18 protein-coding genes are annotated in these 21,551 nt (G+C 52.9%); 6 read left to right on the top strand and 12 right to left on the bottom strand.

Going from position 1 to position 21,551, the window contains the following annotated elements:
- Positions 1-372 precede the first annotated feature (372 nt).
- Both bfr and P0D43_RS14335 read left to right on the top strand, forming a co-directional pair.
- A complete protein-coding gene (bfr, locus tag P0D43_RS14340; protein ID WP_159572287.1) occupies positions 373-849 on the top strand; it encodes a bacterioferritin in 477 nt (158 codons plus the stop codon).
- A 100-nt stretch (positions 850-949) separates the two neighbouring features.
- Entirely contained in the window at positions 950-1,150 is a 201-nt protein-coding gene (locus P0D43_RS14335; RefSeq protein WP_159572289.1) for a bacterioferritin-associated ferredoxin, read from the top strand.
- A gap of 1 nt (position 1,151) precedes the next feature.
- On the opposite strand, the gene P0D43_RS14330 is transcribed toward P0D43_RS14335, so the two are convergent.
- The 6 genes from P0D43_RS14330 to P0D43_RS14305 are packed head-to-tail and all read right to left on the bottom strand — an operon-like array spanning position 1,152 to position 8,848.
- The gene (locus P0D43_RS14330) at positions 1,152-2,327 is read right to left on the bottom strand and encodes a type III PLP-dependent enzyme (protein ID WP_394672758.1); all 1,176 of its coding nucleotides are present in this window, start codon (positions 2,325-2,327) and stop codon (positions 1,152-1,154) included.
- Positions 2,296-4,035 carry an IucA/IucC family protein gene (locus P0D43_RS14325; protein WP_394672757.1) on the bottom strand — a complete coding sequence of 580 codons (1,740 nt, stop codon included), beginning with the start codon at positions 4,033-4,035 and terminating at the stop codon, positions 2,296-2,298. The genes P0D43_RS14330 and P0D43_RS14325 overlap by 32 nt, the downstream gene beginning before the upstream one ends.
- Positions 3,996-5,201, bottom strand: a complete 1,206-nt coding sequence (locus P0D43_RS14320) for an MFS transporter (protein WP_394672756.1) — start codon at positions 5,199-5,201, stop codon at positions 3,996-3,998. The genes P0D43_RS14325 and P0D43_RS14320 overlap by 40 nt, the downstream gene beginning before the upstream one ends.
- Positions 5,198-6,904 carry an IucA/IucC family protein gene (locus P0D43_RS14315; RefSeq protein WP_394672755.1) on the bottom strand — a complete coding sequence of 569 codons (1,707 nt, stop codon included), beginning with the start codon at positions 6,902-6,904 and terminating at the stop codon, positions 5,198-5,200. The genes P0D43_RS14320 and P0D43_RS14315 overlap by 4 nt, the downstream gene beginning before the upstream one ends.
- On the bottom strand, positions 6,901-8,058 hold the full coding sequence (locus P0D43_RS14310; RefSeq protein WP_341237928.1) for an ATP-grasp domain-containing protein: 1,158 nt from the start codon (positions 8,056-8,058) through the stop codon (positions 6,901-6,903). The genes P0D43_RS14315 and P0D43_RS14310 overlap by 4 nt, the downstream gene beginning before the upstream one ends.
- Before the next feature lies 1 nt (position 8,059).
- A complete protein-coding gene (locus P0D43_RS14305) occupies positions 8,060-8,848 on the bottom strand; it encodes an aldolase/citrate lyase family protein (RefSeq protein WP_341237929.1) in 789 nt (262 codons plus the stop codon).
- Between the two features lie 210 nt (positions 8,849-9,058).
- Here P0D43_RS14305 and P0D43_RS14300 point away from each other — a divergent pair, with 210 nt between their 5' ends.
- Positions 9,059-11,131, top strand: a complete 2,073-nt coding sequence (locus tag P0D43_RS14300) for a TonB-dependent receptor family protein (RefSeq protein WP_394672754.1) — start codon at positions 9,059-9,061, stop codon at positions 11,129-11,131.
- A gap of 54 nt (positions 11,132-11,185) precedes the next feature.
- Here P0D43_RS14300 and P0D43_RS14295 read toward each other — a convergent pair whose 3' ends face one another.
- The 6 genes from P0D43_RS14295 to hemP all read right to left on the bottom strand — a co-directional run bounded on the left by P0D43_RS14295 (position 11,186) and on the right by hemP (position 17,705).
- The gene (locus P0D43_RS14295; RefSeq protein WP_394672753.1) at positions 11,186-13,099 is read right to left on the bottom strand and encodes a c-type cytochrome; all 1,914 of its coding nucleotides are present in this window, start codon (positions 13,097-13,099) and stop codon (positions 11,186-11,188) included.
- Between the two features lie 56 nt (positions 13,100-13,155).
- The gene (locus tag P0D43_RS14290) at positions 13,156-13,446 is read right to left on the bottom strand and encodes a hypothetical protein (protein ID WP_394672752.1); all 291 of its coding nucleotides are present in this window, start codon (positions 13,444-13,446) and stop codon (positions 13,156-13,158) included.
- Positions 13,437-15,074 carry a PepSY-associated TM helix domain-containing protein gene (locus tag P0D43_RS14285; RefSeq protein WP_394672751.1) on the bottom strand — a complete coding sequence of 546 codons (1,638 nt, stop codon included), beginning with the start codon at positions 15,072-15,074 and terminating at the stop codon, positions 13,437-13,439. Before P0D43_RS14285 ends, P0D43_RS14290 begins: the two co-directional genes overlap by 10 nt.
- 9 nt (positions 15,075-15,083) lie before the next feature.
- Positions 15,084-15,386, bottom strand: a complete 303-nt coding sequence (locus P0D43_RS14280; protein WP_159572311.1) for a hypothetical protein — start codon at positions 15,384-15,386, stop codon at positions 15,084-15,086.
- Entirely contained in the window at positions 15,367-17,484 is a 2,118-nt protein-coding gene (locus tag P0D43_RS14275; RefSeq protein WP_394672750.1) for a TonB-dependent siderophore receptor, read from the bottom strand. Before P0D43_RS14275 ends, P0D43_RS14280 begins: the two co-directional genes overlap by 20 nt.
- Before the next feature lie 71 nt (positions 17,485-17,555).
- Positions 17,556-17,705, bottom strand: a complete 150-nt coding sequence (gene hemP / locus P0D43_RS14270; RefSeq protein ID WP_236550903.1) for a hemin uptake protein HemP — start codon at positions 17,703-17,705, stop codon at positions 17,556-17,558.
- Positions 17,706-17,886: 181 nt separating this feature from the next.
- Between hemP and P0D43_RS14265 the strand changes: the two genes are divergently transcribed.
- From P0D43_RS14265 to P0D43_RS14255, 3 genes are read left to right on the top strand one after another with little or no spacing between them, the layout of a single operon-like run.
- Positions 17,887-19,020, top strand: a complete 1,134-nt coding sequence (locus P0D43_RS14265; RefSeq protein ID WP_394673734.1) for an imelysin family protein — start codon at positions 17,887-17,889, stop codon at positions 19,018-19,020.
- Between the two features lie 59 nt (positions 19,021-19,079).
- Positions 19,080-20,453, top strand: a complete 1,374-nt coding sequence (locus P0D43_RS14260; protein WP_394673733.1) for a di-heme oxidoredictase family protein — start codon at positions 19,080-19,082, stop codon at positions 20,451-20,453.
- On the top strand, positions 20,453-21,550 hold the full coding sequence (locus P0D43_RS14255; RefSeq protein WP_394672749.1) for an imelysin family protein: 1,098 nt from the start codon (positions 20,453-20,455) through the stop codon (positions 21,548-21,550). The genes P0D43_RS14260 and P0D43_RS14255 overlap by 1 nt, the downstream gene beginning before the upstream one ends.
- The last annotated feature ends 1 nt before the right edge of the window (position 21,551 follow it).

Here is a 21,551-nt window from a genome sequence, read left to right as displayed (position 1 = left end):
AAGCCGGTGTCATGCATTCCAGTTTAGTGAATGAGAATTAATATCAAAGAGAGTGTAGCAGATCTTCACTTTTAAAACTCGACCGTCAGGTTCGGGTCATTACTCATGCAGCGCTGCCACTGAGAAGGGTCTTTCCGAGCGAGGAAGGCCTACCGGTGAGGATGCCAACTGTTGCGAAGAAGGAGATTTGCGGTAGACCCACGGCAATCTCACTCGGAAAGATTAAAACGAGAAGTGTTCTCATTATCATTTAGCTTTTTGATTTTATCAAGTGTTTTTTTAAGAAGCGCACCAGAAAAGGGTTTCAGGCGACTTGGCGCACGTTGTACACTATGGTCTTGAGTCGATTTATGAATGCAAGGGAGAAGAACAATGAAAGGTTCGAACAAGGTTATTGCGGCGCTGAATGCGCAGTTGAAGAACGAGCTAACAGCGATTAACCAGTATTTCCTGCATTCGCGCATTTTCGGGAATTGGGGTTTGGACGTGCTCAAGAAAAAAGAGTACGAAGAATCAATTGGCGAGATGAAGCACGCTGATTTGCTGATTGAACGTGTGTTGATGCTGGACGGGCTGCCGAATCTGCAAGACCTCGGCAAATTGATGATTGGTGAGAACACCCATGAAATTCTGCAAAGCGACCTGAAAATGGAAAGCGCAGCCCAGGTCACCATCAAAGACGGCATCAAGGTTTCCGAAGAAGAGCGGGATTATGTTTCTCGCGACATTTTGAAAGTGATTCTGGAAGACACCGAAGAGCACATCGATTGGCTGGAAACCCAGCTGAGCCTGATTGACAGGGTAGGTCTGCAGAATTATGAGCAGTCCATGATGGGTGTTTCAGAGTAAATTCTCTAAAGATTTTCACGATGCGTTGAAAAAACACTTGATTATAGTAATGCGAATCATTATTATTAATTTCAAGTTCAACGCATTTTGAGGTCCGCCCGTGATCGTATGCATTTGTGCCAATGTTAGCGACCGTACCATTTCCGAAGCTGTTCGCAGCGGTTGCGGGTCTGTAGACGACATCACCATGAAAACAGGTGCATGTTCAGGCTGTGGTCAGTGCCGCATGCACTGCCAAAGCGAAATTGATGCTCACAATACGCTGGTTCAGGTCAGCGAAATGAGCCAGCAAACAGCCTGATTTATTCCAGGTAAACCACCTGCGGCGGCGCGTGCATCAAGAAATTCTGGTGCGAAATGTTCCATGCATAAGCCCCCGCGAGCGTAAACACCAGGTAATCACCAAGAGCCAATTCTTGAACCGGGAGTTGGTGGTGCAAACGATCTTTTGGTGTGCACAGCTGCCCCACAATATTCACCGTTGAATTGTGTACAACCGCAGCCTGTCCGTTGCGGTGCACCCACACTGGGTGGTTGTGGCTTTGTGCCGCAGGCGTTCGGAAGTGATGGGTACCGCCTTTGCCAATTGCAAACCACTGTCCATGGCTTTTTTTCAGATCAATCACTTCCATCACGTAGTGCCCACAAAACGCGCTTACAAAGCGGCCGCATTCAAACCTGATTTGCCGTGTTTGCAGGTCGTGCTGCTTGATCAACTCATCAAGCTGACTACAAAATTGTTCCCAGTTGAACTGTTCGTCAACGCATTGGTAGTTCACGCCAATCCCGCCGCCCACATTCAACACTTTGCTGCGAATGTGCCATTGCGATTCCCATTCACGATTGATCTGAAAGTACCGTTCCATCAATTTCAAATGGTTCTCGACAGACATTTGATGCGACATGGAATGAAAATGAAATCCATCAAACTCAAGGTGCTGTGATTCTTGAATCAGCGCCAGTGCGGTGCCAAGGTCGCTGGGGTCGAGCACAAAGGGGGTGGCTTGACCGCCCATTTGCAGTTTGCTGCCCGCGATACCGTCGAGCGCAATATTCATGCGCAGCATGATGGTTTGGGTTTGAGAGCTGTTGGTGCAAAGCGTGGCCAGGCGTTTCAGTTCAGTGAGACTTTCCACATGAATACAGGCCACTTGTTGGTTTAGCGCCTGTTGCAGGTCTTCGGTGGTTTTGCCGGGGCCACCAAAAATCAGGGGTTTGCCAAATTGCTGCTCATTCAAGTGGGCCAGCTCGCCTGCCGATGCGGCTTCGAACCCGTCAACGTGTGGGGCCAGCGTGTTTAGCAGCCGCACATCGGGGTTGGCTTTGGCCGCGTAATACAGTTGGCAGTTTTGTGGAAGGTGCTGTTTCATGTGTTGTGCATGCGTGGCCAATGAAGGCAGGTCGTACACGTATGCACACCAGGGTGATGTGCCTGAGCTGGCTTTTTCAGTAAGCAGTTTCTTCAGTTTGTTTGTCATGGTGTGCAATCAAAGGATGTGAAAGAAATGTGTAGTCTGAAAGGCGGTCTGCCTTTCTGAATAAACGTGTTTTAAGATTGTTTTTCGATGCCAGTGCATGCCCTTGCAGCAAATCGGAAAGGGCCTGTGGTTCACCCAACTCATGGAGAATGTTTTGCAACAATGTTGCAAGGTGTTGCCAGGCGCGTTGTTCCAGGCCCGGGGTATGCTGGCAGGCGTGGAAAATCATCTCGGCAATGTTGTTCACGAGCAGGCAATAGCTGACTCTTTTCCAGCCTTGGTCTGCGGAATAATGCACCGAAGCAATCGCACGTTCCGAAAGGTTTTTCAGGCGTTCATGGGGCCAATGTTGCGGAATCAGCTTGGTGCCTTCCAGGTCGCGGATCCATACCTGCACGGGCAATCCGTTTGAAGTGGCCAACACCGTATTCTGTAAATGCGGTTCAAGCACTACGCCATGCTTAAACAGCAAGGTTAGCGTGCTGGGTACCAGCAGTTTGAAGTAACACTGTAACCAGTTCAGGATGAATTCAGCCTTGCCTGCGCCATGCTTTTCGACCTGTTCGCCAAGTCGCTTTGCCAGTTGACTTTCACCCGAGTTGTTCCAGGCGGCAAGCGATCCAGCCATGTGAATATCGCTGTGCTGGGTTCGAAGTTGTTCCCTGAAAATAATTCCGAAGCTTTCCTGCAGGTTGACGATTTCTTCGATGCTGGTGGCTGTGTCGGTTTGGTTCAGGTTCAGTGTGCAGGCCGACGGTTCCTGCAACATGCGAAAGCCAGGGTGCCTGTATTCAACCTGTTCAAAGGTGGGTGCAAGTAATTCAGTCATTCCCACTGCACTTTCAAGTTCGTACCATGCATTTTTGCGAATGCAGTTGGTCAGGCGAACATGAATGGAGCATTTCAAAAACACATCGAGTTCAGGGTGATACAGCGTGCGCACCGATGACGTGGGCCACACCACTTTGCCCAAAGGGCCAAGGTGGCGAATCAGTTTTTTCTGGTTTGCCTGTTGATAAATTCTTGAGCCCAGAACAAGGTTCACTTCCCATGGGTGGCAAGGGTACAAACCGCCACGCCCGGTTAGCACTTCAGACACTTTGTTGATCACTGGCTTCCCCAGTTCTTGCAGCAGGGCAGGATCAATGTCAAACCAATGCAACTGGAAAGCGGCGCCCACTTCTGGTGAGCAGTTCATAAGTTCGTCGGGCTGGACACCCGAGCGGCTTTTCGGACTTGGGTGAAACGGGTGCCCCCACAGCAAGGACTGTTCGGTGTGTTGCAAGGCGTTCAGGTAAGGCACTTTGGTGCTGTTCAAAAACCTTTGCATGTTCTGCAGGCTATTGTTGATCTGCGCCTGCAATTCGACGTTTGGTTCGGTTTGGGTCAGCATGGCCATGTGTTCAAGCAGGGCTTGAATGGCCGCTTGCGTACTCAGTACTTGCCATGGTTTTCCCATGGGTTTGGCAAACAGTTTTGAGCCCAGTTTGATCTGGTTCAATGCGCCTCGTGCCTGTACCTTGAAAGCGATTTTCAGCACGGGGTAGGCTGTGCGAATTCTTACGGTTTCGCCTTCCAGCAGGTCGCTTTGCAAGGCCTTGGGCAGGTCGCCCTGAGCATGCCAGTCGACCAGTTGATGCGGCACTGCAAATTCGCGCAGGTAGCAGTTCAGCAGGTGGTTGAGACTGTGGAGTTCAGCTTGAGACATTGGCGTGATCCTGTTTTTTGAATGTGATAAACAAGTGGCATGGCAGCAAGGCTTGCCACGGCGGAAAGCAGAAAAGGCGAAGCAAGGGTCAGGTGGCTGACTGCAAAACCGGCACCAATGCCTGCAGCCACACCGGGCAGTTTTCCGACGCTATCGAGTGAACCAAACCAGGCGCCGGCGTGCGCGGCCTGAAATGATTTTGCAACCAGTTGGTGAATGCCGTGGTAACCCATCCAGATGCCAACGCCAAACAAAATGCGTGCTCCCGCCAACGCCAACTCATTGCTGAATTGCCACTGAATGCATGCGGCAGTCGCAAGCGTCAACATGCTGAGTTGGCAATTGAAGGCCCAGTTTGGAAAACGCTTTTTCAGCAGCGGTTGAAGCAGTAAATAAACAAGGTGGGGCAGTACGTACAGCAGGGCAATGGCTGTTGTGCTGGCAATGCCGGGGGCAGCATAGGGAAGAAAGTATGGGAATGTGACCACCATTGCGAAGCAGAACAGGGCTTGCAGACTGCACACGGCCAGCGTCGATGCATATTGATCTGGCGGGTTTGTTTCATTGCCAATGGCGTCTTTTTTTACCGCCGGGTTTAAGTGTGCCGAGTTCGATTGGCTCGAGTCTTTGGGCAATGTGAAGGCATACAGTGCACCCAGCATGGGGAGAGCTGCCAACACAATGTACAGTTGTTGCAACTTGAGATACTCAATGCCAACAGCCAGCACCAATGGCGCAGTGAGCAGCGCCATGCGCGCGCTGAACTGTGTCCAGTTCAATGTGGCTGCCAGGGTTTCACGCGGCATGGTGGTGGCCAGATAGGAATTGGCCGCAGCCAGCGTGCCGCCCATCAGGCCTTGCAGGGTTAATGCCATGACCAGTTCGGGCACTGAAGTGGCAACACCGACCCACACGAACGCGATGGACAAACCAGCCAGTGCACGAATCAACGAGAAACGCCGGCCAAACCGGTCAGCCACTTTGCCCCACAGCGGGCCGCTGAGTGCGGTCAGCAGTGTGGGCCATGCAAATACAAATCCGATCCATGGGCTGTTCGATGGCAGCCCCAGATCGGTGAACAGCAAGGGCAGGTAAAGCGGCATACCCAACACTGTGAATGCGGCCAGAAAATGGCAGGACAGCACTGCAAGCAAGACACGATTCATGGCAGGTCTCGCAAGGGGTTGGGGCCAGTCATGCCGTAAAACTTGTTCACGTCGCGAGCGCCGCACTCTTGTTTGCTCAACAGGCTCGCGCTTTGCAACAGGTACTTCACAGGATGCATGCGTGAATACAACAACAGCTCGCTGGCCAGGTCGGTGTCGAATCCCTCCTTGCGCAGGTTGCCCAGGGTGTGTTCAATGGCCTTGCGCAATGTAAGCAAAGCTTGTTGGCGATTCAGGGCACCACTTTGGGCGAGCCCGTCGAGCACAGCAAGCAAGTTCAGCTGCAGGGTGATGGTGATAAACATGTGGGCAAGCGGTGCCTCGTCGTTCACCAGAATGCGGGCGTCTTGCAGGTCGTGCACATTGTGTCCGTGGCTTGCAGCGGCTGTTTCAAAGCGACTTGGCCACAAACGTGCCGCGTCGTTGTCTTTCATCACAAGCGTGGGTGGTCGCCCTGGGCGCAACGACAGCACCGAATTTTGTTGATTCGATTCCAGCGCAATGCCATGTTGAATCCACAAGCGAAGGTGCACGCCAATCATCAGTGTGCAATAGCTTGCCCACCAGCTTTGCAAGTCTTGCCCTTGTTGTTCCAGGTACTCAAGCAGATAAGATTTTCCGCTGGGCATGGGGCTGCACAACGTGGCCACGGTAGCCAGTGTTTCATCGGGCAATTCTGCCGGGTACAGGCGGTGTAAAAACCCTGCGGTGTTCAGTTGTTTGTAGCAGCCGGTGAACGATTCATCCACGTGTCGGTACAAGCCTTTGATTCCCTCATTGGTTTGTTCGATCGACGCAAGTGCCCAGGCAAACCAGTCGCCATCCCTGAGGGTAGATGGCTTGATGTAGCGAATATTTTTCTGGCCCAGTGTGGCAATCGGCATTGGTAGTTTGAGGTGTGAGGCGGGGTGGTTCAGCACGGCCACAGTGCGCACCGACAGCGTGGGTTTGACGGACAAATACGTGTGTGGTGCTTCAATGCTTTCCGGGATGCCCTGTGCTATTGCAGCGCGCATCATGGGGTGAACCGGCAGCAATGTGTGTGTGGTGCAAAGTGACTGTGGCAGACCCACCTGTGCCAGTGTGGGCCACCACACGGGTTCAGTGCCTGTACTTTCAAATTCGCTTGCAGGCACGGCAAACCAGGCCAGTTCAAACGTGGGGTTGAACTCGGGTGAATAGGCCTTCAGTTCGCTGGTGTCCATACCGAATTTTGCACGGGCGGTGGGGTAATACGGATGATCCAGAAAACTGGCCATTTGATCGGCGTGCAGCATGCGCTCGGCCCAGTTGCGCGGGCTGTCATTAAAGTTCAGTTGGTGCTGCTGTTCTGTGTAGGTTTGATCACACAGCACGGTTTGATCAATGGCCGCTTGCACTTCAAGCTCATAATTTCGGTACAGGGCAGCTGAATCTTCGGGCAAGCCTTGCGCCAGAAAACGGATCCATTGCCTTGCGCCTTGTTGCTCAACCCACTGACCGTGTTGACGTATTTCCCAGTGGGGGTTGGTGGCCCGGTGGGTTTGCATGCTGGGGCTTTCTTTCACTTCAATTCTGCAGGCGGTGGGCAGGTGGTCAAACACCAGAAATGTGCGGCCTTCGTTGGCTTCAATACGTCCCAAACTGAGTAGGTTACGAACGTCTTCCCGCAGGCAGGCATTGATCAGTCGTAGCGCAATTCGCTGGTTGTGCAGTGTGTTCATTGAACGCTCCAGGGATTGCACTTGTAGGTTTCACTTTGTAGTTGTTGCAGTTCGATTTCGGAATCGGCCTGGAAGGTGAACACGCCAATGTAGTCTTTGTTGGAGTGGCTGATTTGTAAGGTTTCCCCTTCCTGTTTGATTGCCCGGTATTGAACCTTTCCATTGTTTTCAATGCGTGGTGCCAGGCGCACAGTGCCTGGCTTGGACGCAACCAGGTAATTGATTTGTGCGTAGGTCGGTTTTACATGTGGCACGTCAATTTCCTGACCAAGGTGAATTTGTAAAATGGATTTGAACCAGCCTTGTTCCACAAGTTGATCAAGCAGAAACTCGCGGTTGTCGCCAATGCTGCGGTAGTTGATTTCCACCAAAACCGGGCCACGCGGAGTCACGATGAATTCACTGTGGCAAGCGCCCAGCGCCACGCCAAATTGCGCAAGAATGTGTGCCATGTGCGTGCGCCATTGCCGCGTGTGCGGGCCATTCCATTGCGCCGCAGTTTCAACAAAATAGGGTGGGTTGGACAGGCTGACGTCGAACCCGCCGATGGTGTGCAGGTGTTTGCCATCGCCCAGCGTTTCAAGCGTGATGAGCGGGCCGTCCATGAATTCCTCCAGCAACACGCTTTGCGATTCATCAATTTGTGCAAGATATTGATTGAGCTGTGCGGGCGTGTCGACGCGAACCACATCCATGGATGCCACACCTTGTGTGGGCTTGACCACCAAAGGGAAAGGCCATTCCATGTTTACCGGATCGCCGCGGCGAATTGTTTGACTCCAGATGGTGGGCAGGTGAAGCGATTCAAGCCTTTTTCGCATCCAGTGTTTGTTTTTCGCGTGGTAACAAACCTGCCAGGGTTTTGCAGGAACACCCAACAGCGAGGCCACCAGCGCGGTGCAGGTTTGAAGGTGATCGCTATTGGAGAATACGGCCCGGGGTTCAATTTTCAGTGCGGCGATCAGGTCAATTACTGCGATTGGGTTGAACACATCGCATTCATGAATGTGTACATTGGTCAGCGCTTGCTGGTGTGCATGGCCGTGGTCGGTCAACACAATGACGTCGTGCCCCAGCGATTGGGCTGCTGGAATGAATCCATCGACAATCGCATTGTTCAAAACATGGGTCAGGAAAACAATGGTGGGTTTCAATTCAGGCTCCTTGAGGGGCGGGCTGGGGTGTGTGGAATGGTTGAAGGTTGTTGCGCAGTGTTTTGCTGAAGTGGCTGCGGTCTTCACCACACAGAAAAAGAGTGCAGCCCAGTTCTTGCCAGTGTCTCTGTTGACTCGGTGTTCGTGGATTCGGGCAAAAAGGGACATTGGCTTGAACGCAAATTTCATGCATGTTGTTCAATGCTTCGAACGTGGCCGGGTGCAAGGGGCTGGGTCCAAGGCCCAGGTTCAAGGCAAGGTCTAATGCACCCTCCATGACAAAGCTGACCTGCCCGGTGGCCAGCATATCGGGCAGGGCAGTCAAGCCACTTTGGCTTTCAATCATGGGCACGAGCAAGATTTCCTCGTTGGCCCGCGCAATGTAGTCACTCAGGGCAAGTTGTCCGTAGCCGGTGACCGTGCCACCTGTAATGCCACGCTTGCCCAGCGGGGGAAACTTCATGGCCTGCGCCAGTGCATGAATTTGATCGGCAGTTTCGGCACGTGACAACACAATGCCCATGGCCCCGGCATCCAGCACCTTCCCGATGAAGTTGGGGCGGACTTCTGCAACACGAACCAATGGCATGCAGCGGTGGTGTCGACAGGTTTGAATGCATTCGCGCAAGGTATTTTCATCGAGTAGTACGTGTTCGGTGTCGATGATGACGAAGTCGTAATTGCACTGGGCAATCATGTCGACGATCAGCGGAGAGGGCAGGGAATTCAGCAAGCCCAGCCAAGGTGACTGGTTGGGCTTTGGCTTGGTCAGCGGGGAGGATTGGATCATTCTTTAATTTAGTAAATGAGAATGATTTATATTAGCATTAAATAAAATAAAGCTTCAAAAGATTTAACAATTCATCGCTCGAAATGGGTACTGGCGCATGAATTCTTTTGCTTATTGAATAAAAAAGTTGGTTTTGGCAGCGGGGTACAACAAACTAATGGTAAAAATAAAGATAATGAGAACGATTTACATTAACTAAAGGAAATTGCAATGTACTCTTTTGATGGTCGTGCTGACACAGGCCAACGTCCCCTTGTTTCCCCGCTTTCCATGGCAGTTGCCATGGTTTGCCTTTCATTGGGTAATGCAGCCTTTGCTGAAACCCTGGCACCGGTTACCGTGCAATCCGACTGGTTGGGCCCACCCACTGAGGAAAGCGTAAAAACCTACACGGGTGCGCGCACCGTGCTTGAAAAAGAAGACCTTGAAGAGCGTGGTGCATTGAACCTGGAAGATGCATTGCGTCGTGTGCCGGGCGTTCAAGTGCTCGATGAGACCGGTACCGGGATTTTGCCCAATATTGGCTTGCGCGGCTTGAACCCCTTGCGCAGCGAGCGCATTCAAATTTTGGTAGACGGGTACCCGATTGCCATTGGCCCCTACACCAACGTGGGCTTGTCGCTGTTCCCGGTTACCTTGCCCAGCCTTGAGGCGGTGGACTTGGTGCGTGGCGGTGCGGCTGTTCATTACGGCCCGAACAACGTGGGTGGCGTGCTGAATTTGGTGACCAAAGCCATTCCAGCAAAAACCAGCCAAACCTTCCGCGAACGCCTGCAAATTTCTGAAGAAACCGGGAATATGTTGACCGACACCTACTACCGCATTGGTGGTTTTGTTCGTGAAGATCTGGGTTTGCAATTTCAGGCGAACATTGTGGATGGCAAGGGCCAGCGTGATCGTTCCGACACGGAAGTACGTAACTTTATCGTGGATGGCGAGTACTACCTGAACGCCAACAACGATTTCAAAGCGCAGTTGCAGTACTACGAAGTGAAGGCCGAGTTGCCGGGAGCCTTGAGCCCGACAGCGTACGAGCAGAATCCGAACCAGTCGCAAAAGCCCTTTGATGCGTATGACGCCGACATGTGGCGTGGCACGTTCACCTGGAACCATTCGTTTTCAGATGACTTCAAGTTGACCTGGCGCAACTTTGCACACCAAGCCAACCGCACTTTCTTCTTTAGTCAGTCGGCCACTTTCTCGGATGACCCGGCACAAACGCCAGCGTTTGTTCTTGATTCTCCGCGTGTATTCAGCGTACATGGCACAGAGCCACGTTTCACCAAGCAGATCGGCAACCACACGGTGATTGCAGGCGCACGTTTTGTTGAAGAAGATGTGCGCTTCGACGTAAGCCGCACCACACTGGCAACTGGATCGGTCAACCCGTTCCGTCGCTGGGACTTTACAACCAAAGCCATGGCGTATTACGTAAGCGACACCATCGCCTTGATGGATGATCGTTTGAAAGTAACGCCCGGTATTCGTTATGAAGATGTTGAAACCCGTTACCGCGATTTGAACACAGGTACGGAATTTCAAAACAACCCGGATGAATGGTTGCCTGGCTTGACCGTGGGCTACCAGGCCACCAAAGACGTGTTTGTGTTTGCCAATGCACAACGTTCACTGGTACCAGTGCAAACCGCGCAGGTTACACGGGGTGGCGATGTGGGCAATGAAACAGCTGAGAACTACGAAATTGGTTCGCGCTGGCAAATCAATCCCCAAGCCAATATTGCAGCGACCCTGTTCCGTGTGGATTACAAAGATCAAATTGTTTTCGATACAGGTGCATTCCGCAACCTTGGCGAAACACGCCAAGAGGGTGTTGAACTGGAAGGCCGCTGGAACCTGAACAGCCAAACCGAGTTGGGCATGAGCTACACCTACCTGGACACCGAGCAGTTGTCTGGCGCCGACCAAGGCAAAGAGTTGCGCAATGCGCCCACGCACCACCTGGGCTTTGATGCTGTTTACAAGTTCGACAAGTGGACAGCCAATGCCAATGCTTTGTATGTGTCTGAAAGCTTCAGTGATTCAGCCAACACGCAAGCCGAAACTGCCAACGGCAGCGCGGGTGAATTGCCAGCCTATACTTTGGTGAACATGCGCGTGGGTCGCGATTTCCCGATTGGTCAGGGCAGAAACATGAACCTTGGTTTTGGTATCAACAACCTGTTTGATGAGCAGTATTTCTTCCGTGGTGTGGATGTGAGCACAACTGGCCGCGTGCCAGCACCAGGACGTATGTTGCTGGTTGAAATGCAGGTTGATTTCTGATCACGACGTACCCAGTGAAAAGCCGGTGGTGAAGCAATTCATCACCGGCTTTTTTTATTGCATGCCCCGTTGCTTGTCGATTTCGACCGATGCAACACTACTGGCGCTGTTGCCCCAACTTCGCCGAATGTAAGTAACAACCGCCGCAATGTCGGTGTTGCTCAGTTCCACACGGTAGGGTGGCATGCCGTGCGGGTAGGGTGCACCCTGCGTGCTGGGTGAAAAGCCACCGTTGAGCACCATTCGAATTGCATTGACCGGGTTGGGGGCAATTACATTGACATTGCCAGCCAGTGCAGGGAATTGGTTGGCTTTTCCCTCGCCTTGTTTGCCATGACATTCTGCGCAGGTGTTGGCGTAAATATTCTCCCCGCGCTGCATGAGTGGTTGCAGGGTGCGCTGGCCAAGACCTGTGCTTTCATTTTCGGAAGGTGCTTGAGCAGGCAGGCTTTTCAGGTAAACCGCCATGGCATTTGTGTCGCTTTCAGTGGCAAATTGCAAGCTGTGCGCGATCACTTCACTCATGGGGCCGTAAGTGGCTGCATGGCGATTAACTCCACTTTGCAAATAGGCGGCAATGTCGCTTTCACTCCATTTGCCCAAGCCATGCACAGGGTGATTGTTTAAAGCGGGTGCAAACCAGTTCAGCACCGGTATGGTGGCACCACTTAAATTCAATTTGTCTTTCAAGCCACCCAATGTGTTGCGGGGGGTGTGGCATGCCGCGCAATGGCCTGGGCCGCTGACCAGGTAGGCACCGCGATTCCACTGTGCGCTTTGCTGGGTGTTCGGTTTGTATTCACCTTCAGTGAAATACAGCGCGCGCCACACTGCCAACAGCGGGCGTTGATTGAAAGGAAACTGCAATTCGGGTTCGGGCGTTTTTTGCACAATTGCGGGCAGGCGTTTCAGGTAGGCGAACAAATCGTCTACCTCGGCCCGACTCATTTTGGTGTAGTCGGTGTATGGAAACGCCGGGTACAGGTAGTCGCCATTTTTGGAAATGCCGCTGTGCATGGCTTTGTAAAAATCATCGGCGGTCCAGTTGCCTAATCCGGTTTCAGGGTTGGGGGTTAAGTTGCTGCTGTAAATTGGTCCAAACGGCGTTTCGATTGCACGACCACCGGCAAATGGTTTCTTGGGGTTTGCAGTGTGACAACCGGCGCAATTGCCGATGCGCGCCAAATAGGCGCCCCGCGTTTCTTGTGCCGACAGCACATTCAGCGCAATGGGTTCGGGCGACACAGTGCCAAGGTTTGGCGCGGCTGTGGTGGTGTGCGTACCGCACTTCAGCGGAAACTGAATGCTGTTGGCCGGTGCTGCTTTTGAGTTAGGCGGCACAGCCTGGGCTGCCAAATAGGAAGTGGCTGTGTTCAGTTCCGCCGGGCTTAATGCTTTGACCAAGGCATGCATACAATCGGGGTTGGCGGCCTTGCGCTGCCCATTGCGCCATTTGCCCAATTGGGCATTCAGGTAATCGCGCGGCAAGCCGATCAAACCGGGTGTGTAGGGTTCAACACCAGTAAGTGCCTGCCCATGACAGGCTGCGCATGCGGGTATTTTCCTGGACACAACACCGTCGAATACCAGGCGTTTGCCTTGTTCCAGTTCGCTGGGGCTTGCCGTTGTTTTGGCCGGTGCAGGGTAGGGCGGGTTTTGTGCAGCAAAGTACCTGGCCATTAGCAGCAGGTAGTCATTCGACAAATGTTGAACGATTCCATTCATCGCCGCATGCTGGCGGCTTCCGTCGCGAAATGCGATCAACTGGTTGTACAGGTAGCCTTCTGGTTTGCCCGCAATGCGCGGGTAGTAGCCTTCCGCGCTGGCGCGACCTTCCGCACCGTGGCAGGCCACACAGGCTTGAACGCGACTGGCCATGTCCGTTGCAAGAGCGGACCCATTGGTTTGGGCGTTGGTGGACAGGCTGGCTAGCAGTAAAAGGGCGGCGGTAGCAAAACGGGTGATCATGAATACAGCTCGTGTTGGATATCAGGCGATTATACGCCGACAACACGAAGTGCCCTTTAACTTGACCGGGCAAGTACCCATGTCGATAGCACGGCCAATGCCGCTGCGGCCATTACCCAAAGCACCAAGCCAAAACCAATGCCCTGAACAAGGACCATCAGGATTGCGCTGATCAGCAAGGCAAGAACACCTGCAATGCGACGCAGCATAATTGTTCGCAGCCCGATTGCGTTGCAGCGCCCAGCCCAACGGCGATGGCGAAAGTGGGCCTGCTGGGACAGTGCAATGGACAGCAAACCGAAAAACAGAAGCGGCAAGGCCAACGCAAGCTGCAGTGTTAGTTGCATTTCAAGGCCTCGCTGTGTGCAGGCTGCCTGGCTGAAGACTTGATCACAGCTTTGCGAGCCGTGTAAATGCCGCTTGCAACCATGATGAGCAAACCAATATCGATGGCCAATGAATTCATGTCCCCTTGGCGAATTGCTGCAACCATGCCACCTGTGTTGATCTGGTTCAGTAACCAGGCCAGAGCACACAGCACGGTGAATGCCACCGTGGGCGCAAACCACTGGCTGCTTCGATGGGCTTGCGCATGGATCTGTAAATGCCGGCCTTTGCGGGCGTTGACAAAAGCCCAGACAATACTGCCAACCCAGACCCCATAAAACACCCAGGTTTCCACTGTGGCGCGGTTGTTGAGGTGATCTGGAATAAGCTGGTTGGCCACCAGAAAAGCCGCGGTGGCGATCATCATGCCCAGTGTGCCGCCCACAGTCAGCGCTTGAACTACGGTAAACCCGGGCAGCTTTTTCTTGTGGTGTTGAACACGGCGTGCTTCAAGCCAAAACAGAAAACCGGTGTGAATCATGACGCAACCGAGCAAGCCGCCAATCACGTACAGCACGCGCAGCGCTGCGTGGTCGAACTGAATGAAGTGAAGGCCGTTGATCCAGTGCGTAAACCCCTTGATGGGTTTGGGTTCGTGGGCGTGGAGCAGCTCACCGGTGTGCAGCAGCAGTGTGTCTGCGTGGGTGCTCATCGCAATGCTGCGTGCGGGAAATACCCTGCGAATTTCAAGCGTCGCATTGCTGTCGGTCAGGTTGCGAATGTTGATGGCGTCGGCACGTGCTGGTTCGCCCAAGGCTTGGCTCCATGCCGCTTCCCGTGCCTGAACAAGCGCAGGCACACTTTTTAATGCGGCAAGCTGTTGATCGGTGTTTTCAATAAAGCCACTGGCTGGCAAATTGATAAAACCGCTCATGGCCTTTTGTGCGGCGGCCTTGTCGTTATCAAATGCAGCCAGTGTGGCCCACGGAAAATAGATGGAGAAGAAAATCAACAAACCTGTGAAAGTGATGATGAAATGAAACGGCAGTGCCACCACGCTGCTCAGGTTGTGCAAGTCGAGAAGACTGCGCACCGTGTGCTTTTTGGGGCGAAACACAAAGAATTCAGCCAGCAGTTTCCGATGAAGCACAATGCCGCTGATGAGCAGGGCCATCATGGCCAGGCCTGCAATACCCAGCATGAAATAACCCACATCTTTCCACGCAATATTGAACTTGTAGTGGAAGGGGAAAAAGAAGCCGCTGCCCCCCAAGGTGTGTTCATTGCTGACCACCTTGCCAGTGTCGGGATCCATGAAATAGGCTTTCAAGCTGCGATCGGGTTCGACAATGCGGATCAATGTCATGGGCGTGCGCTCGGTGGGCAGGCGCAATCGAATGTTGTCGGATTCGGGCGCCAGTTCACGCGCTTTCATCAACACGGCTTCAAGTTGTTGCGGGCTCAGTGTGCAGCATTCACCGGCTATGCTGCGGCTCTCGGGGTGCATCCAGCGATCAAATTCCCGATCGAATACCGTCAGTGTGCCCATCCAGAAAACGGCGAACAACAAAAAGCCAATGAACAGGCCAAACCAGGTGTGAAACCAGGCCATGTGTTGGCGAACGGATGGGGCTTTGTGCTTGCTCACTGCAATGGTTCACCAAGGAAAATAAATCACGATAGCGCACAGCAAGCCAAACAGAAGCCCTTTGGCGCTTAACCAGGCCAGGCTGCTGGTGCAGTAAATCCAAAGCATCCAGCAGGGCATGGCAAGATAAGCCAGCAACAGGCTCAGTGTCATCGCTTCGCTTTGTTCCATGCCAGCATTGAACAATAAAATAGCCATGGCTGCAGCGAGCAGGTTGGCCAAGGCCAAACCTGCAGGAAAGGCCAGCAGCAGGCAATAAATTTGCCGACTGCTGATTTTCAGCCATTGAATTTTAGAAACGGTAGTTTGCACTGAACACCACATTGCGTTCGACGCCGTAGAAGCAGTCACCCCGAGACAGGCAGGTGGACACGTATTCACGGTTGGCCAGGTTGGTGGCGTTCACTGCGTAGCGCCAGTCACCAGTTTCATAGGATAACATTGCATCCAGCAAGGTCACGCTGGGTGTGCGTACGTTGTCGACGCCGTCCCAGGATTCATCAATAAACCGCAGGCCTGCACCCCATTGCCAGCCGGGCAAACCGAACATGGCAAATTTTTGGCGGCCCCACAGGCTCAGTGTTTGTTTGGGCACTGTGGCAAGGCGTTTGCCTTGGCTGTTGGGGGCGGAATGGCGTGTCACTTTGGCACTGGTGTAGGCATATGCAGCCAGAACATCCACTGTGGAGCTTAGGCGGTGATTTGCTTCCAGTTCCACACCTTTGCTTTCAGCCTCGCCAACCTGAATTTGATTGTTTGCTTGAGCCGGATCTGCAACACGGCGGTTGTTTTCCTTGATTTCATACACGGCTGCGGTGAGCAAGGATTTGCCATCGGGGGTTTCGTATTTCACACCCATTTCCTGCTGTTCGGCTTGTTGTGGTTTGAAAGGATTGCCAAAGAAATCCAGACCACCGATCGGCAAGAAGGATTCGGAGTAACTGTAGTAAGGCATGGCACCAAAATCGGTGATGTAACCCAGGCTTGCTTTGTAAGTGTTGGTGGACGCATCCAGGTTTGAGGCTGGCGCATTGTCCGTTTCTGATTTAGCCCAATCACGGCGAATGCCCACAGTCGAAAGCCAGCGTTTGTCGTACTTCACTTGGTGCTGGGCGTAAATGCCGGTTTGAGTTTGCAGTGTGCCCGCGATATCCCGTAGAACAGGCGCTGTAAAGTTGCCATATTGCGGGTTCAGGTAATCAATGGGTGCTGCACTGCCGCCCACACCACGTGCACCGCCCAAGGCGACCCGTTGATAATCCAGCCCAACAATGCTGGTGTTTTCAAAGGCGCCAACATTCCACTTGGCAGTCAGTTGTGAGTCGCTGGTCAAACTGTCGGCCACGTTGTATTGCGAAATAGCCACACGGTTAATGGTCCGACCATCTGCATTGATGCGCGGCGTGAAGGCCGAGTAAATTGAGTTGTAGGAGACCGCGCTGTCGCTTTGCTTCACTTTCTGGCTGAAAGAAAACACGTCGTTCAAGCGATGATCAAATTCCAGTCCGTAAGCCGTTTGTTTGGACAAGTACAAATCAAAGCCGGGTTCGCTGATGAAGGTGTCGGTGGGAATGCGCCCGTTGGGTCCTTCAAAGCGCGTGCCCACAATCGGGAAAAAGCCGACCGACGATCCGGATCGATCGCGTTGCACATGGGCATAAGCGGTCAGGCTGGTGTCGGCACTTGGCTTCCAGGTGATCGATGGGGCAAACAGGTCGCGATCATCCGGGACAAAGTTCACTTGAGTGTCACTGTCGCGGGTCAGGGCAATCATGCGATACAGCACGGTTCCTTCTTCGTTCAGTGGGCCTGTCAAATCAAGGGCGAGTTGCTTGCGACCATACTCGCCCAGTTGCATGCCCCCTTCGCCTGCCTGTTTCGCTTGCGGGCGCTTGCTGACCATGTTCACCAGCCCGCCAAAACCGCCCTGACCGTACAGCACCGAGGATGGGCCTTTCACCACTTCCACGCGTTCGAGGGTAAATGGATCGGGACGCACGTTGTTGTAGAAGCCGAACAATTGGCGCAAACCATCTTGATATTGCACAAACGAGGTGCCGCGAATAAAGGCCCAGTCGCCACGGTTGTCGAAACCATAAGAACCGGCGCTGACACCTGCGGTGTAGCCGAGCGTATCTTGTAGTGTCAATGCGCCTTGATCTTCCATGCGCTCGCGCGTGATGACCGAGATGGACTGCTGCGTTTCAACAATCGGGGTGCCGGTTTTGGTTGCTGAGAAAGTGCTGTTGGCTTTGTAGCCTTCGACGGGCGTGGCAGGGGTTTCTTCAGCTTGAACCTGACCTTCTACTTTGACTGAGGGCAAGGTGACAGCGTTTTGTGCATTGGAGAGTTGTGGCCAAAACAGGGCAATTGCGCTGATGGCGCAGGGCAGGATTTTTTTCGAGTTCATGATGCTTGGTTGAAAAAAACGCTGGCTGGCTAACGTGGTTCTGGCTGGCTTGCGATTTGAGGGTGAGAAATTTATTTGGTTAAAATCAACTTGCCTTGGGCCGTAATTCGCAACCGGTATTCAGTGTTGTCATGAACAATGGTTCTTTCCCGACTGCCTTGAGGAAACAGCGTTGTTGTATTCAACGGCACAGCAGCAGCGGATTCGGTGCGGTGTGTCAAGGGCGTTCCTGTTTTAAGAGTCGGTTGCATGTTCATGGTGGCCCGAAGTCAGTTGATTGCCTGCAATGAATGATGCGCAGTGTAATGGATGTTCTTATTAATTGCAAATCATTCTCATTAAGATTAACATGTACCCTGTTTTGAATTGACTCAAAGGTTTTAATTCCTCATGAAAAAGTGGATGGTTGCCGGTTTTGCCCTGGCATTGTGCAACGTGGCTTTGGCTGCACCTTCAGCCGACGAGGTTGTAAGGGGTTATGGACAATTGGTGTATGCAAACTACACCGACTCTGTGAATGCTGCGAAAAAAATGCAAGCTGCCATTGATGCGTTTTTAAAAGCACCTTCGCAAGCTGAAATGAACACTGCAAAAAAAGAATGGCTTGATGCGCGTGAGTTTTACGGACAAACCGAGGCTTTCCGCTTTTATGGTGGCCCGATCGACGATGAGAATGGGCCGGAAGGCCAGATTAATGCGTGGCCCATGGACGAGTCGTATGTGGACTATGTGAAGGGCGATTCAAACAGCGGCTTCATTAACAACGGCAAATTCAACATCACCCGCGAAGCGCTGGTGGCGCAAAATGAACGTGGTGGAGAAGAAAACATTGCCACTGGCTGGCATGCCATCGAGTTTTTGTTGTGGGGTCAAGACTTGAACGACGACGGTCCCGGTGACCGGCCCTACACGGATTACGTGAAAGGCAAGGGTCGCAATGCCGAGCGCCGCGCTCACTATTTGCGTGAAGTGACTGCCCTGTTGATTCATGATTTACAAACCGTGCAGTCTGCCTGGGCTCCCGCCACACCGGATAACTTCCGCGCTGAATTTGAAAAGGGCGGCAAAGAGTCTGTTCGTCAAATTCTGGTTGGGCTGGGGTCTTTGTCGCGTGGTGAACTTGCAGGCGAACGGCTCGAGGTGGCTTTGTTCAGTCAGGATCAAGAGGATGAACATTCCTGTTTTTCAGACAACACCCATCGTGATGCGGTCAACAATGCGCAAGGCATATTGAATGTGTGGACCGGCACATACAAGCAAGCCAGCGGTGCTTTGCTGAAAGTGCCTTCGCTGGCTGAAATGGTCGCCGCCAAAGCGCCCAATGTGGCCAAAGAAACCACGCAACAGATCCAGAAATCGGTGAGTGCAGCCAATCAAATTCAAGCACCGTTTGATCGGGAAATTATTGGCGGTACAGACGCACCCGGTCCGCAGCGAATCAAGGCGACAGTGGCCAGTTTGGTCAAACAGAGCACCTTGATCGTGGAATCTGCCAATGCAATTGGCATTACCCGGCTTACTTTGGCCTTGCCTTGATTAGATACTTATCCGTGAAAAAAAATCGAAAATTAATAGTGTTTGCCTTGACCGCCACTTTGGTGGCAGGGGCTTCTTGGGCCGCAGGCGAGAGCATGACTGCCCGCAGCGCTGGCGACGCAACAGTGTTTGCAGACGGTCGCAATGCCTTTTCATTTCCAGCCGCCAATTTGCCGGATGAAGAGCGTACCCGGTTTGCAATCGGCAACTCGTTTTTCAAGCGCAACTGGGTACAGGCGCCAGCGTCGACCACCGCGCGAGACGGTTTGGGGCCGCACTTTATTGCACGTTCCTGTGGTGGTTGCCATGTTCAGGATGGTCGCGGAAAACCACCTGAAATATTGAATCGCTTGAACAGTGAGCAGCCTGTTGATTTGTTGTTCAGGATTTCCATTCCGGGTGTGGGTGACCACCATGGTGTTGTGCCCGAGCCCACTTACGGTGATCAGTTGAACAATGCCGCTGTCGACGGTGTAAAGCCGGAAGGCAAGATCAGGATTGAAACCACGGAGGTGCGCGGCCAATACCCCGACGGCACACCGTATGTGCTGCAAAAGCCAAGCTACTCATTCACTGAATTGGCCTATGGGCCCATGCACCCCAAGGTGATGGTGAGCCCACGCATTGCCCCACAGGTGATCGGTTTGGGTTTGCTGGAAGCGATTGAGGAAAAAGATGTGCTGGCCAATGCCAGGCAACAGGCTGAGCAAGCGGGGCCGATCAAGGGTGTGCCTAATCGTGTTTGGGATGCCTACGCAAAGAAGGAGATGCTGGGCCGTTTTGGCTGGAAGGCCAATGTGGCTTCACTGGCCCACCAAACCGGCGGTGCGTTTCTGGGTGACATCGGAATCACCAGCAGTTTGTTTCCTGTTGAAAACTGTACACCCTCGCAAAAGGATTGTTTGCAGGCACCCAATGGTTCTGACAATGGCGAGCCAGAACTGAGCGACAAACTGTTCAATGAAATTGTGTTTTATCAGGCCGTGCTGGCACCGCCTGCCCGTCGCAATGTAAACGACGCACAGGTGTTGAAAGGGCAAAAGTTGTTTGAACAGGCGCAATGTGCGGTGTGTCATCGCCCCGCTTACACCACGGGCAAAGTGCCATTTCCGGCCTTGAGCAGCAAAGCACTTGAAGGGCAGGAAATTTGGCCCTACACCGATTTGCTGTTGCACGACATGGGCGACGGGCTTGCCGACAATCGCCCTGATTTTCACGCCAATGGCAGGCAATGGAAAACACCGCCTTTGTGGGGCATCGGCTTGATTTCCGATGTCAATAACCACATGCGTTTGTTGCACGATGGCCGTGCAAACGGTGTTGAAGAGGCCATTCTTTGGCACGGCGGAGAGGCGGAACCAAGCAAAAACCGAATCATGAAATTTTCTGCTGAAGACCGCGCTGCCTTGATCCGTTTTGTGGAGTCGTTGTAATGCATCCTCAACACCAGCATGAATTGAAACATGGTTTATTGCGTGGACTCATTTGCATTTTGCTTGCTGGGGTTTTGCTCTTGGTGATTAATTTGGCTGCAGCTGCAAAGCCTGTAGACAGAAGTACTTTGTTGTTTCCGTATTACGACGCTTCGGAAGTGTTGAACAGCACGGTGACTCACCACTACGCCAAAGACACGGCGGCGTTGTTGGCGCAGCTGGACCAACTCGACAATTCAACCGCGAAGTATTGTCAGGGTGATTTACCGATTGATGCCTTGAAGACACAGTATTCAAACACCTATCTGGTGTGGCTTGAATTGTCTGCCGTGGTGATGGGCCCGATGCTGCAGAACAATACTGTGCGGCAAATTGATTTTCGGCCATTGCGGGTCAACTTGCTTGAACGTGCAATCAAGAAACAGCCCCAGGGCGCCGAGGCCATGGCTTTGGTAGGAAGCCCGGCAAAGGGATTTCCGGCCATTGAATATTTACTGGGCCAACCAGGTTTCAAGGCCGCGTCGCCCCAGTGCAATTACGCGCAAGAGGTGGTGAGAGACATGACTCGCACCGTGGCTGATTTGAATTGGCAACCCGTCAAACCAAACAGCGAAGAAGATGCTGATTCCTTGAAGGCCGACATGCAGCTGTATTTCAATCAACTGGTGGGTGCCACACACAACCTGGCTTGGGAGCGCATGGAAAAACCGTTGTTGAAAAGCAGGGACGACACCGCCAAAGGCGGCGCACCCGATTGGCCGTACGCTGAACTCGGGCTGACCGAAAACGCCTGGAAAGCGCAGTGGCAGGGCATTGCAGACTTGCTGGTGGTCAGCAGCCAGACCGTGCCCAACGCCGATCAACAGGTGGTGCCGCTAGAGGCCTACCTAAGGGGATTGGGCAAAATTGGTTTGGCGGACACATTGCTCGTTCACAGCAATGCAGTTACAGCTGCGGTGAAGGCCAACGATGTTTCGAAGCCTGCCAGTGTTGAACAATCGGTGAAGGCGTCAAAAGCCTTGAAAGGTTTTTTGGAAACTGAAGTGGCCAAAGGATTAAACGTGTCAATCCAGTTTTCATCTTCAGACGGCGATTGAG

Source organism: Limnobacter sp., from assembly GCF_043511195.1.
Classification (GTDB): Bacteria; Pseudomonadota; Gammaproteobacteria; order Burkholderiales; family Burkholderiaceae_B; genus Limnobacter.
The sequence above is the reverse complement of the archived record's forward strand: the minus strand, read 5'-3'. Positions and strand labels throughout refer to the sequence as shown.

Bases quoted from the DNA above. Each gene is read 5' to 3' on its own strand.
- bfr (WP_159572287.1), top strand. From the start codon at position 373: ATGAAAGGTTCGAACAAGGTTATTGCGGCGCTGAATGCGCAGTTGAAG.
- P0D43_RS14330 (WP_394672758.1), bottom strand. From the start codon at position 2,327: ATGACAAACAAACTGAAGAAACTGCTTACTGAAAAAGCCAGCTCAGGC.
- P0D43_RS14325 (WP_394672757.1), bottom strand. From the start codon at position 4,035: ATGTCTCAAGCTGAACTCCACAGTCTCAACCACCTGCTGAACTGCTAC.
- P0D43_RS14320 (WP_394672756.1), bottom strand. From the start codon at position 5,201: ATGAATCGTGTCTTGCTTGCAGTGCTGTCCTGCCATTTTCTGGCCGCA.
- P0D43_RS14315 (WP_394672755.1), bottom strand. From the start codon at position 6,904: ATGAACACACTGCACAACCAGCGAATTGCGCTACGACTGATCAATGCC.
- P0D43_RS14305 (WP_341237929.1), bottom strand. From the start codon at position 8,848: ATGATCCAATCCTCCCCGCTGACCAAGCCAAAGCCCAACCAGTCACCT.
- P0D43_RS14300 (WP_394672754.1), top strand. From the start codon at position 9,059: ATGTACTCTTTTGATGGTCGTGCTGACACAGGCCAACGTCCCCTTGTT.
- P0D43_RS14295 (WP_394672753.1), bottom strand. From the start codon at position 13,099: ATGATCACCCGTTTTGCTACCGCCGCCCTTTTACTGCTAGCCAGCCTG.
- P0D43_RS14290 (WP_394672752.1), bottom strand. From the start codon at position 13,446: ATGCAACTAACACTGCAGCTTGCGTTGGCCTTGCCGCTTCTGTTTTTC.
- P0D43_RS14275 (WP_394672750.1), bottom strand. From the start codon at position 17,484: ATGAACTCGAAAAAAATCCTGCCCTGCGCCATCAGCGCAATTGCCCTG.
- P0D43_RS14265 (WP_394673734.1), top strand. From the start codon at position 17,887: ATGGTTGCCGGTTTTGCCCTGGCATTGTGCAACGTGGCTTTGGCTGCA.
- P0D43_RS14255 (WP_394672749.1), top strand. From the start codon at position 20,453: ATGCATCCTCAACACCAGCATGAATTGAAACATGGTTTATTGCGTGGA.